The organism is Pontibacter lucknowensis (assembly GCF_900156415.1).
Taxonomy (GTDB): Bacteria; Bacteroidota; Bacteroidia; order Cytophagales; family Hymenobacteraceae; genus Pontibacter; species Pontibacter lucknowensis.
Genome location: NZ_FTNM01000001.1, coordinates 933,419 through 946,232, shown reverse-complemented (window position 1 = coordinate 946,232; position 12,814 = coordinate 933,419). Strand labels below are relative to the sequence as shown.

The following is a 12,814-nucleotide window of genomic DNA, read 5'->3' as shown; positions in this document are numbered from 1 at the left end:
AAGTCACTGTTTCTAAATACTTACGTGATAAACAGTCAAAGGCACATGAGCACCCGGAGGCATTGAGAGATAGACTATTCTTTTACCCCAAGCTGTGCATTAATCAGTGGAGTTTTGGGAGCCAAAAAGAACCCTGTAAGACTTGCAAACATGATCGGAATAAAGTGCTGGAATCCAGTGAGTGTTGCAAGTAAAATAATGGTGCTGATAGGAGTGCGGGTAACGCAGGCATTAATAGCGGCCATACAGCTAATCAGGATAAGCGGCAAGTTCTGTCCGGGGAAAGCCTGGTTGACAATCATACCTACAGTTGCTCCTACAAAGAAAAGCGGAATGATAAATCCACCCCGCCACCCCGAGGTAACTGTAAAGCTGATGGCCAGAATCTTGGCTACCAGTAGCAGAAGCAGAAAACCTAGCGTGAATTCTTCGGCTAGGAGTACATTGAGTTCATCGTGGCTGAAGTAACGCGAAAGTGGAACATAATAGGCGATGATGCCGATCAGAAATCCACCCACGGCCATTTTCGCATAGATCGGTACCCTGAATTTTTTAAAGAGGGCTCTGCACTGACGCACTGTAAATATAAAAAGCCAGCCCGCCGCGGTACCTGCCAGCGCATAGAGCATTGCGTAAAAGAAGTCGTTTAGCTCAGGGGTGGAGTACACAGGGAAATTCCAGGTGGGGCCTATGCCAATGTGCGTGATCAGGATAAAAACAACATAGCTGGAGCAGCTGGCGACAAAGGCAGGTATAAGCGCCTGGTAATACTCTACTACGTGCTTGTGATGCAGGATTTCCAGAGCGAACAGAGTGCCTCCAAGCGGCGCCCCAAATAGGGCTGTAAAAGCAGAGGCCATACCGGCTATGGTCAGGGATCGGAGGTCTTCGCCCCTGATTTTGAGCTGTTTTGCGATCCAGGTACCGGTGGAGCCAACTACTTGCACCAAGGGTGCCTCCGGGCCCGCACTACCGCCACTTGCGATACACAACCACGACGACAAGATCATGGAAGGATTGTTCTTCGGCTCCAGGTGCCCTCCTTTAAAGCGGATGTTATTGACAATAAGATCCATCTCGCCGGGGTCGCCGAGATAGTGGATAATAAGTCCGGCGAGCAGGCCAGCCCCAGCCATGAGCGGAATCACATACAGACCCTGTACAGGTGCCAGAAAGTGAAGCAATCCCTCCAGAACCATCCAGTAAATGCCTGCAATGATACCGCCAATAATGCCAATAGCTACCCACAACAAGAATATCTTGCTGAATACAAATGGGTTAAACTGTAAAGGATAGTTAATCTGGTTCCGAAGCGTAACGGCCAGTCTTCTTCTTTTAAAGTCCATCCTGCAAAGGTACGGAGAAATGCAGGCATGGGTAAAGAAGGAGCCGGATTATGAGGCCTCTACATTCCTTTCTGTCCTTTTGGGGATGGAAGAAATCCGGATTATTTCTCAGCTTCCTTCTACCAGCAGTTTAGCCGGCTTTCTCCGTCTCTCGTCACAAGGTTCTTCAGACGCAAGGGTTTCCTACAACTTTACACAAACATTCTGCGGCTCGGTGAAGAATCTTAGCGCCTCAAATCCACCTTCACGACCTACCCCCGAATTCTTCATGCCGCCGAAAGGTGTGCGGAGGTCACGTAGGAGCCATGTGTTCACCCAGATGATTCCTGAATGCACTTGGTGCGCGACACGGTGGGCACGTTGCAGATTCTGTGTCCAGATGGTGGCGGCGAGGCCGTAGTCGGTGCAGTTGGCGTATTGGATGACCTCTTCCTCGGTGTCGAAAGGGGTGAGGGTGACAACTGGGCCGAAGATCTCCTCGGTGTTGGTGCGGCAGTTGTAGGGCAGTCCCTCGATGATGGTTGGGGCGATGAACCAGCCGTTCTGGCAACGTCCTTCTACCTGCACCTGGTGTCCGCCCGTAAGGATGGTGCCGCCCTCTTGTTTGGCCAGTTCGATATAGGAAAGGACCTTTTGCATGTGCTGTTCCGATACCACCGCGCCCATTTTTGAGCCTTCTTCCATCGGGTCGCCTACCTGCAAGGCTTTTACTTTCTCCACAAAAGCATCGCGGAATTTCTCATAAAGCGGCCGCTCAATGAAAATGCGGGAGCCACAGAGGCAAATCTGACCCTGGTTGGCGAAGGAGGAGTGGATAGAGGTATGCAGGGCGTTATTGAAGTCGCAGTCCGCAAAGATGATGTTCGGGTTTTTGCCGCCCAACTCCAGCGACAGCTTCTTGAACATCGGGGCCGCCGTGGCAGCAATGGTGCGCCCTGTGGCCGTGCCACCCGTAAAAGAGATAACCGGCACTTTCGGGTGCGCCGTCATGGCCGCACCTACCTTGTGGCCGTAGCCGTGTACGATGTTGAGCACACCCGCCGGTAAGCCCGCTTCTATGCAGATTTCCGAAAGCATGTAGGCCGTCATGGGCGTGACTTCAGAAGGCTTTGCCACCACACAGTTGCCCGCGGCAAGGGCAGGGGCAATCTTCCAGGTGAACAGGTATAGCGGCAGGTTCCAGGGTGAAATGCAGCCCACCACCCCATGCGGATGGCGCACGGTATAGTTGATGGCATTAGTACCCTCCATGTAATGCGCTTCCGAAGCGAAGTGCTGAATAGCCGTGCCGTAAAAGCGCATGTTGCTACTCGCCCGCGGTATATCCACCGACTTCGCCAGTTTCAGCGGCTTGCCATTGTCTATTGATTCGGCTTCAGCCAGCTTGTCCAGGTTCTGGTCAATCAGGTCAGCAATGCGCATCAAAATCTGCCCCCGCTTCTCGGCAGGTGTGTTCGACCAGGCAGGAAAAGCTTTCAAAGCCGCCTGCACCGCCTGTTCCACGTCCTGCTCGTCGGAGTCAGGTATAAGCGAGTACACTTCGCCCAAAGCGGGGTTGTAGTTGTCGATATACTGCCCTGCCACAGGCATGACTAACTGGCCGTCAATGTAGTTATGGATGTGCTGCATGTTACCTCCCCCCAGCCCCCTCCTAAAAACAGGAGGGGGAGTTTTGGGGTTTATTTTTAGTAAAGGTGTATTCTCCTTGTTTTCTTGAGCCCTCGCTCGCGTCCCGCGAGTGTGCGTTATTCAGTGGCGTCCCGCCACTTGTACCGACAGGTACAAACCAAAGCGGCCGGGGTCCGCCAGATAGCTCACACTCGCGGGGCGCGAGCGAGGGCTTTCTCAACTCCCTTCCCTGTTTTGGGGATAGGGGCTCTCTATAAAAGGGAAAGGGTGAGGTTACAAACTCCCCGTCCTGCCACCATCCACTGGCACGTTAATGCCGTTGATATATGCCGCCGCTGGCGTAGCCAGAAATGCTGCAGCTGCAGCGACTTCTTCAGGTTCGGCGAAGCGGCGGGCTGGGATTTCGCTCATCATCTCCTCTTCCACCTTATTTACTTCACTGTCAGTTTTTTTCGCTTTGTTCTCGATGATAGACTCCAGACGCCCTGTGCGGGTAGCACCAGGGAGCACATTGTTCACCGTGATGCCATATTGCCCTAATTCGTTGGACATGGTCTTCGCCCAGCTAGCCACGGCACCGCGAATGGTGTTCGACACGCCTAGGTTCTGCAGCGGCTGTTTCACTGAGGTGCTGATAATGTTAATAATGCGGCCGTAGCCTGCTTTTTTCATCAGCGGAATAACTGCCTGCGCCAGGTTGTGGTTGTTAATCAAGTGCATGTTGAAAGCGCTGAGAAACTCTTCTGGTTTGGCATCTACAATTGGTCCGCCCGCTGGTCCGCCTGTGTTGTTCACAAGGATGTGTACCTGGTTGTGTTGCTGCATGTATACCTGTAGCTGCTGTACCAACTCGTCGGGCTTGCTGAAATCGGCTACCAGGTAGTCGTGTTGCTGCCCTTTGCTGTTGTCCAGTTCCTGGGCTACCTCCTGTAACTTGGCTTCGTTGCGGGCTACCAGTGTCACGCTGGCACCCAGTTGCGCCAGTTCTACAGCGATGGCCTTGCCTATACCTTGCGTGCTGCCGCACACGATGGCTCTTTTATCCGTCAGGTCTAAGTTCATAGCTTAAAGATAAGCAATTAAAAGAAAAACCCATTCTGCACATTAATCAGGGTGCCTTCGCGGGAGTAGGCGGCGGTGCCCGTGAGCACAATACGGTTGAAGAGCGAGAATCAGATGCCGCCACCATAGGCCCTGTTCCAGCCGCCTACGTTGTTGGTGCGGGTCCAGACACGGCCTGTGTCGTAAAGGCCGAGCACACCTACTTTGCCAGGGAACAGGTATACGCGGTAGTTGAGCAGGGCTACACGCATTTCGAGGTTGGTGAAGAAACTGCGGTCGCCGACTAGGCGGGTCTGGCTGTAGCCGCGAATGGTCTGGCTGAAGTCGGGCAGGAGGCCGCCACCCAGCATATTGCCCTGGTAGAAAGCGTAGCGGCCCGTATTGATGCCACCGCCTATGCGTCCTGCGAAGGTGAGCTGATAAGGCAGATTCGGACTCATGTAGTAGCGCACTTCGTAGGTATAGCGACTATACCCGCCGCTGGTGTTGGCCACCCCCTGAAACCAGTTGCCCCGCAGGTCTATCACCAGTCCGCGGCTCGGGTTGTGCTCGTAGTCTCTCGCATCGGTCCTGAAAAAGGCAGTGGCGCCGAGGTAGCTGCGCTGTCCAAATGCGTCTTGTCGGTTGTCGGGTAAAAGCTCCTGAACCCAGCTGTTGCGGCGCTCGCTCAACCTGAAATACTCCAACACAGGTCCCGCCCCGAGCGAGAAGAACGTGCCAAAAGGCTTCTGCAAAGCTGCCGAAATATGGGCATTGCTCAGCTCTACCCGCTCGTTCATGGGCGCATCGGTTGGGGCTGGGCGGTTGCCGTAGCCACGGTATTGCATGCTGTAGTAGGGGGCATATACCCAGGCGCGGCTCACCAAATCGAGGTCGAAGAACAGGTCTTTGATTTCGCCTTCATGGAAAATGCGGGCCATACCTGTTTTGAGTGAGCGCTGGTAAAGCAAGCGCTGCACGCCGCCCCTGGCGCTCGTTCTGAACTTGTACGGCCTGTACTGCATACCCGCGCCCAGCACCAGCCCATCGGCTGTGTTGTAAATAACCGTGAAGTTAGGTCCTATGCGGGTATAGCGAAACTCGTCAGAGGCAGGGCTGTTGATCAGGTCGCCTGTGGCAAAATCTTCGTAGGTAGCGCGGGTGTTGTCTATCACGTTCTTGTCGCCGATGGTATTGCGCAAGTTATAGGAGATGCTGCTGTTGTCCAGGCTATCGGAGAAGGCAAACTGGTAGCGGCCGTGCTCTTTGTAGCCAATCACACGCACTTTTATGTCGCTGCCCGTTTCGCCCGTTACCCTGAATTCATCGTCGCCCCCGAAACCGTAGAGGCGTATTTCTCTGGTATGCTCAGGAGAGAATGTGCGGGTATAGAGTGTGTGGCTTGGGTTATTGGCGGCGGTCACGGTGATACGTGTGTCGCCGTTGGCTAATCGCTCAATCTCAAACAGCTCTTTCTTTTTGCTGCCAAACACATCCACGTAACGGGCCAGTAGCATGGCGTATTCTTCGGCTACGCGGGGCAGCTGCACCCGTCGGGCTTTCAGTTTCTGGGTCAGCTCGTCGCCGTGCAGCGGGTATACTTCGGGGGGCATCTGGCGCACGGCATTGGCCAGCACCTCGTCGGTGAGCACTGCTTCCAGGCTGTCGGCTATCTGCACCCAGTCGGCAGGGGTGAGGCTACCCAGCAGACGGCGGTCGAGGTCTTTAGCGGCCATGTTCAGGCCTTTCAGGTTTTGGATTTTATAGCCGAAGTGCTGCAACTCCTGCACACCCCAGCTGCGGGTGGCCAGCCATGGGAAAAAACCGTCAAAAGCGAAAAAGGCATTGTCGCGCACCTTCGGTATAGGCAGGTATAGCGTGCGGCCGTTCGCCTCGGTCAGGCTCCACTCGTAGTTATCTTCGTGGCGGTCCCAGTCACCGATGAGCATATCGAGGAGGCGGGCTTTGACGAAAGCGCGGGCGTTGACCTGGTGCAGGTGGTCGTCTTCGAGGCGGTGCAGCATGGCAGTGTAGCTCAGTTCCTGCACATCATCGGCATCCTGATCCCTATGGCCCAGGCGGTAGTCTTCGGCATCAAACTCCAGAAAACCTAAACGGTTGCCGAAAGGTGCTTTGTAAGGCTCCAGGCAATCGATGTCGGGCAGCAGGTGCAGAGCTGGGGAGGAGGCCAGCAACCCAGCGGCTTTCTCGAGCGGCGTGGCAATAAGCGGTGCATAAGGGTGCTGCGAGGGCAACCACGTTTCGGGCACCGACTGTATGACTTCCGTGCCTCGGTACTGTTGCGGCACAGTACGCATGGCATCGCGGAGCAAAGGGCGGAAACGGTACTCGTAGCCTTTGGCGCTGCGGAGGCGCAGGCTGTTGCGGTCGCGCTCTTTGGTGACGCCAAACGGACTCAGGCCACCGCCCACAGCACCCATGTCGAGGTAGGTGACACGCACAGGAGTGGCCCATTCTTTTGCATAATCATTTTTGAGCAACACACCAGCCAGTGCGTAGGGCTTCTTTTTCGGATCGGCAGGCCTGAACTCCACAGGCTCCGCCTGAAGCGTATCGGTGCAGGCGGCGGTGGCGGTTGCGTCCTGGCGAATCTGGTCGTAAAGCTTGCCGCGGTAGTTTACCCGGCCTGTGTCGCCATCGCCCTCAGGCGACCAGAACTCGGTCCATACCTCACCATTGGTGTAATAAATCACTTTTACAAATCCCTTCTCGCTGTGGGCAAAGGTGGCGTTGTTCTCGACATCCACAGGTGCCGTTTTACAGCCTGAGCCGCTGAGGATGTGGATGTACTTGTCGATTTTGTGCAGCTGTAGGTTGTGGTCGTGGCCCGAGGTATAAATGATATTGTCGTAGCGGTTGAAAAGCTGCTCCATGCGGCTGATGAGCAACTGGTAGCGGTAGTGCGGAATGTCCTGGTCCACGCCGCCAAGCTGGCGGTAAAACGGGTATAGCGAGCCGATAACGGGCAGCGGAAACAGGAGTCCGTCTCGTATGAGGCGCAGCGGGAAAAGGTGGTCCATCACGGTATAGAAGCCGCCATGGTTACTGTTGCTCACAAACGGATGGTGCCCCCCGATGACGATGTGCTTACCTTTATTGGCTTCGAGCGTCTGTTCAATCTGTTGCAGCATTTCAGTTTCGGTGCCCGCGTTACAGCCGTTGTCGGCGCCATAGGGCTTTTCGTATTTGTGCAGCCACCATTGGGTATCTATACCGATGAATATCACATCGTCACGCAGCTGTTCCACATACGGGCCAGGGCAGCCGTCGTCGGGTACAAAGGTGTTGCCTTTGTTGATGCCCGCCTCAATGTACTGCTCTTGCCTACGTATTTTCTCCAGTCCCTTAGGGCCCATATAATCCCAGTCGTGGTTGCCAGGCACGAAAAACACTTTGCCCTGGTGGTCATCCACTACTTTTATTAGCTCGTTGAGGCGCTTTTCGCCCTGATCGCGGGTCTGGCTACCTACTTCCGAAAGTCCGTCGTGGTACAGGTTGTCGCCCAGCACCAGCAGCATGCTCCTGGGGTCGCGGTCGAGCTGCGATTTTAGTAATTTGAGTGTGGGTTCGGTTTTATCCAGTTGCGGAGCCCCCGCGTCGCCCAACAGGTACACGGTATAGGCAATGCCCGTTGAGTCGGGTAAAGAAAAGTGCTGCCAGTTGCCCGCACTGGGCCCGTAGTAAATACTGGGGCTACAAGAGGTGGTGCAAACCAAGATGTAGAGGAGCAGGTAACGCAGAAGTCTGGTCATTTGGGTACGCATAGGCTTACTCTTTATACTTTGAAGAGTGCTGTAGGTATACACAGGGGGGTAAATTATTGCCCTATACCTGAAATGCCCTGTCAGATATGTGCTGAGCTGTGCGGTATTTGCCAATTGCGTGTAATTCTCGTACATTCAAACTATCAACCTAACCCGACAGAACTATGGCCATACAACGACCTTTCAATTTCAAACAGTGGATAGAAGAACACCGCCATTTGCTTAAGCCACCCGTGGGTAACCAGCAGGTGTACAAAGGCAACGACGATTTTATTGTGATGGTGGTGGGCGGCCCCAATGCCCGCAAAGACTATCACTACGACGAAGGCGAGGAGTTTTTCTACCAGGTGGAAGGTGACATTGTGCTGAAAATTATAGAAGACGGCAAGCCTGTGGATATTCCAATAAAGGAAGGGGAGATCTTCCTGCTTCCGGCAAAAGTGCCGCATTCCCCGCAGCGCTCGGCCAACACGGTAGGTTTGGTGATCGAACGCTACCGTAAAGAAGGGGAAAAGGACGGCTTTATGTGGTTCTGCGAGAACTGCGGCAACAAGCTGCATGAAGACTTCACAGAAGTAACGGACATTGTGAAACAGCTACCGGTTATTATGGGCAATTTCTGGGACAACGAAGACCTGCGTACCTGCGATAAATGCGGAGAGGTGCTGCAGCCTCCGGTAAAACCTGCGTAATTGCTATTTCAGCCAACGGGAAAAATCCGGATGCAGCTTTTATGTTTAGCTTTTGGCTAATGACTGTCAGAATAGGCAGTGTTAAATCTGTAAAATGTGTATCTTGTTGGATTGCTTTATTTGGCCGTACAACGTATAGCCGCATTTTCGCCCTTTTAGCAGCATGCAAAACCAGAAGCCTATTACCCCCATACCTGCCACAGACAATCTTTTCAAGATTGACATTCACACGCACATCCTGCCCGCTACGTGGCCCGATCTGCGTGAGCGCTACGGCTATGGCGGCTTCATAAGGTTGGAGCACCACAAGCCCTGCTGCGCCCGCATGATGATGGACGATAAGTTCTTCCGCGAGATTCAGGACAACTGCTGGGACCCTAAAGTGCGCATGCACGAATGCAGTCACCACCAGGTGGGCGTACAGGTGCTGAGCACAGTGCCCGTTATGTTCAACTACTGGGCAAAGCCCGAGCATACCTACGACCTGTCGCGTATGCTCAACGACCATATCGCAGGTATTGTGGCAGACTATCCCGACCGCTTCATCGGCTTAGGTACTATACCGATGCAGGACCCTGATTTGGCTATTAAAGAGCTGGAGCGGTGCATGAAAGAGCTGGGTATGGCAGGTATACAGATCGGATCGCATATCAACGACTGGAATCTCGACGCCCCCGAACTGTTTCCGATTTTTCAGGCGGCTGAAGAGCTAGGGGCGGCCGTATTTGTGCATCCCTGGGACATGTACGGCAAAGAGAAAATGAGTAAGTACTGGTTGCCCTGGCTCGTGGGTATGCCTGCTGAGACCAGCCTGGCCATTTGCTCTATGATATTTGGGGGCGTGTTGGAGCGTCTGCCGAAACTGCGGGTAGCTTTTGCCCATGGTGGCGGTTCATTCCCAGCCACTATTGGCCGCATTGTACACGGCTTCGAAGTGCGACCCGACCTGTGCGCTGTCGACAACAACGTGAACCCCCGCGAGTACCTTGGCAAGTTCTACTTCGATTCCCTCGTGCACGACCCGCAGGCGCTGGACTACCTCGTGAACCTGGTAGGCGCCAACAGCATTGCCCTCGGCACCGACTACCCGTTCCCGCTCGGCGAACTGGAGCCCGGCAAACTCATCGAATCCATGCCTTACGACCGCGCCACCAAAGACCGCATGCTGCACGGCACGGCCCTGGAATGGCTAAATCTGGAGAAGAGCCTTTTTGTGAAAGACGCTTCTGGTGTTTCGAAGGCAAAGGTATAGCCTGGTTTCATTCCCCAACTTCCTGTTCATTTTATTATCTTGCAGCATTATAGCAGGTGCTCTTTTACAGGCACTGTCTCACGATAAATTCTGCACCAGAAAAATGAACTATCAAAATAGCCTTGCCTTTGCGCAGGAACAAGATAACCTAGATCCACTCAAGCATTTTAAAGACCGCTTTTATTTTCCACAGGTAAACGGCCGTGATGCCATCTACTTCTGTGGCAATTCACTGGGTTTGCAGCCCAAGTCGGCGCAGATGTACATCGACAATGAGATGTACAAGTGGGCTAACTACGCTGTAGAGGGCCATTTTAAAGGTGAAGAGCCTTGGTTCAACTACCATAAATTGCTCGCTGACGGCGCTGCCCGTGTGGTGGGAGCCAGGCCACAGGAAGTGGTGATCATGAACCAACTCACCGTAAACCTGCACCTCATGCTGGTGTCGTTTTACAGACCCGAAGGCAAGCGCATCAAAATCATCATGGAAGGGGGGGCTTTCCCCTCGGACCAGTATGCGCTGGAGACGCAGGTGAAGTTCCATGGCTATACCCCGGAGGAGGCGATTGTGGAGCTGTTCCCGAGAGAGGGTGAGCATACCCTGCGCACCGAAGACATTCTGCAGAGCATTCGCGAACACGGCGAAGAACTGGCGCTTGTGCTGATGGGAGGCATCAACTACTACACCGGGCAGGTATATGATATGCAGGCCATCACCAAAGTAGGCCACGAAGTGGGTGCTGTGGTGGGCTTCGACCTGGCGCATGCCGCCGGCAACGTGCCGCTGCAACTACACGATTGGGACGTGGACTTTGCCGTGTGGTGTACCTACAAGTACCTCAACTCCGGACCGGGTGGCACTGCAGGAGCGTTTGTGCACGAGCGCCATGCCAACAACCCGGACCTGCCGCGCTTTGCCGGCTGGTGGGGCCATGATGCGGGCTCACGCTTCCAGATGAAGAAAGGCTTCATGCCGATGGCAGGCGCCGAAGGCTGGCAGTTGAGCAATGCCCAGATTCTGCCGATGGCCCTGCACCGTGCTTCGCTGGAGCTATTCGATGAGGCAGGCATGGCTAACCTGCGTGCCAAGAGCGAGAAGCTGACGGGCTATCTGGAGTACCTGATCAACGATGTGCACGTAGGTAAGGAAGTGCTCGAGATGATCACGCCGCGTGACCCGCAAGCCCGTGGCTGCCAGATATCTATACTGGTAAAACAAAATGCCCGCGAGCTTTTCGACAAGTTGATGGAGGCCGGCATCATTGTGGACTTCCGCGAACCGAGCGTTATTCGGGTAGCACCCACGCCGCTTTACAACAGCTTCGAGGAGGTATACCGCTTCTCCGAGATACTGCACGCTTGTTTGGAAGGGCACAGTTAACACACCTGAATATGGTAGCTTATTAGCAGGCTTGTAACCCCTGTCTTTTGCACAGAGTAATAGTTTAGTCAAGAGCACATACTATTTTGAGGGCTTGATGTGATAGTTAATTATTCGAAGCTAAGGGTATGTTGGTGATCCATTGTGAGGGTGATAGGGGTGAGTAACAGGTAAGACAGATTTAATTAAAATAAAATTTTGGCGCTTTAAGGTAATAAATGGCCGTTACGTTCGAAGATATACTTCTGGTCTCCTCTATTCTGCTCTTCATCAGTATTCTGATCAGTAAGAGCCTTGGACGGTTCGGGGTACCAGCCTTAATCCTGTTCTTGGGAGTAGGTATGCTAGCAGGGTCTGAGGGACTGGGAAAAATTTATTTCAATGACGCACAAACAGCTCAGTCGCTCGGTACCGTTGCTCTTGCCTTTATTCTCTTCTCCGGGGGTTTAGATACCCGCTGGGAAAGTACGAAGCCCATTCTGTGGCGGGGCGTTATTCTGGCCACGGTTGGGGTATTCATCACAGCCATCTCCCTTGGAGCCTTTGTATACTTTGTCACCGACTTCACCTTACTGGAGAGCCTGCTCCTGGGTTCTATCGTGTCGTCTACCGATGCTGCGGCTGTATTCTCCATTCTCCGCTCCAAGAATATCGGGCTCAAGAACAACCTGCGGCCTACACTGGAGCTGGAGTCGGGCTCTAACGACCCGATGGCCTATTTCCTGACTGTCAGCTTCACATTCCTGATCATGAATCAGGAGGCGAGCATCTGGCAGCTTGTGCCCATGTTCTTTATGCAGATGAGCATCGGCGCCGTGGCAGGTATAGCCATGGGCCGGGCCATGGTGTGGGTCATCAACCGGATCAAGTTGGAACAGGAGGGCCTTTACCCGGCATTGACCATGGCGATGGTAATCTTCACCTATGCCTTCACGAATGTTATCAACGGCAATGGCTTTTTGGCGGTGTATGTGGCGGCAGTTATACTCGGTAACCGCAACTTCATTCATAAGCGAAGTCTTACCAAGTTTTATGATGGCATAGCCTGGCTTATGCAAATTCTGATGTTCTTGACACTTGGCTTGCTTGTATTCCCATCACACATGCTGCCGGTAGTGGGCACAGGTCTGCTGATTTCGATGTTCCTGATATTTGTGGCTCGTCCTGTGAGTGTATTTTTAAGCATGGCTTTCTTCAAAAACACGATACAGGACAAGCTCTATGTATCATGGGTTGGCTTGCGTGGCGCAGTGCCTATTGTGTTCGCCACCTATCCGATGCTGGCAGGAGTAGAGAAATCGGATATGATCTTCAACATCGTGTTCTTTATTGTACTCACCTCCGTTATGCTGCAAGGCACAACACTTAGCCCGGTTGCAAAATGGCTTAACCTGAGCGAAAAAGACAAGAAGCTGAAAAAGCACCAGTTCGATCTGGAAATGGAGTATGACCTCAAAAATGAGCTCACCGAGATAGAGGTTCCGGACAGTAGCCCTGCAGTTGGCAAAACGCTGGTAGACCTGCACTTCCCAAAAGGTGCGCTTATCGTGTTGATCAACAGAAACAGAAAGTTTGTGACGCCAAACGGTGCCACCATGCTGGAGCCCAAAGATAAGCTCTTCGTGATGACCGATAATGACGAGGAACTAACAAAGGTGAACGAGCTGCTTGGCTACGAGGTAGAGTAG

The 12,814-nt window shown here is 53.4% G+C and carries 8 protein-coding genes; 4 read left to right on the top strand and 4 right to left on the bottom strand.

What is annotated here, in order from left to right; translation table 11 throughout:
- Positions 1–74: 74 nt before the first annotated feature.
- The 4 genes from BW972_RS04230 to BW972_RS04215 all read right to left on the bottom strand — a co-directional run bounded on the left by BW972_RS04230 (position 75) and on the right by BW972_RS04215 (position 7,789).
- A complete protein-coding gene (locus BW972_RS04230; RefSeq protein WP_076421247.1) occupies positions 75–1,346 on the bottom strand; it encodes a chloride channel protein in 1,272 nt (423 codons plus the stop codon).
- A gap of 183 nt (positions 1,347–1,529) precedes the next feature.
- Positions 1,530–2,975: an aldehyde dehydrogenase gene (locus tag BW972_RS04225; protein ID WP_076421245.1), complete on the bottom strand. Its 1,446-nt coding sequence runs from the start codon at positions 2,973–2,975 to the stop codon at positions 1,530–1,532.
- A gap of 273 nt (positions 2,976–3,248) precedes the next feature.
- Positions 3,249–4,037, bottom strand: a complete 789-nt coding sequence (locus tag BW972_RS04220) for an SDR family oxidoreductase (RefSeq protein WP_076421243.1) — start codon at positions 4,035–4,037, stop codon at positions 3,249–3,251.
- A gap of 110 nt (positions 4,038–4,147) precedes the next feature.
- On the bottom strand, positions 4,148–7,789 hold the full coding sequence (locus BW972_RS04215; protein WP_159439843.1) for a metallophosphoesterase: 3,642 nt from the start codon (positions 7,787–7,789) through the stop codon (positions 4,148–4,150).
- 176 nt (positions 7,790–7,965) lie between these two features.
- On the opposite strand from BW972_RS04215, the gene BW972_RS04210 reads away from it, so the two are divergent.
- The 4 genes from BW972_RS04210 to BW972_RS04195 all read left to right on the top strand — a co-directional run bounded on the left by BW972_RS04210 (position 7,966) and on the right by BW972_RS04195 (position 12,814).
- Positions 7,966–8,493, top strand: a complete 528-nt coding sequence (locus BW972_RS04210; RefSeq protein WP_007654162.1) for a 3-hydroxyanthranilate 3,4-dioxygenase — start codon at positions 7,966–7,968, stop codon at positions 8,491–8,493.
- Between the two features lie 163 nt (positions 8,494–8,656).
- Positions 8,657–9,745 (top strand): amidohydrolase family protein, encoded by a 1,089-nt coding sequence (locus BW972_RS04205; RefSeq protein WP_076421239.1) that lies wholly within the window; start codon positions 8,657–8,659, stop codon positions 9,743–9,745.
- 103 nt (positions 9,746–9,848) lie between these two features.
- Positions 9,849–11,126, top strand: a complete 1,278-nt coding sequence (kynU, locus tag BW972_RS04200; protein WP_076421237.1) for a kynureninase — start codon at positions 9,849–9,851, stop codon at positions 11,124–11,126.
- 218 nt (positions 11,127–11,344) lie between these two features.
- A complete protein-coding gene (locus BW972_RS04195) occupies positions 11,345–12,814 on the top strand; it encodes a potassium/proton antiporter (RefSeq protein WP_076421235.1) in 1,470 nt (489 codons plus the stop codon).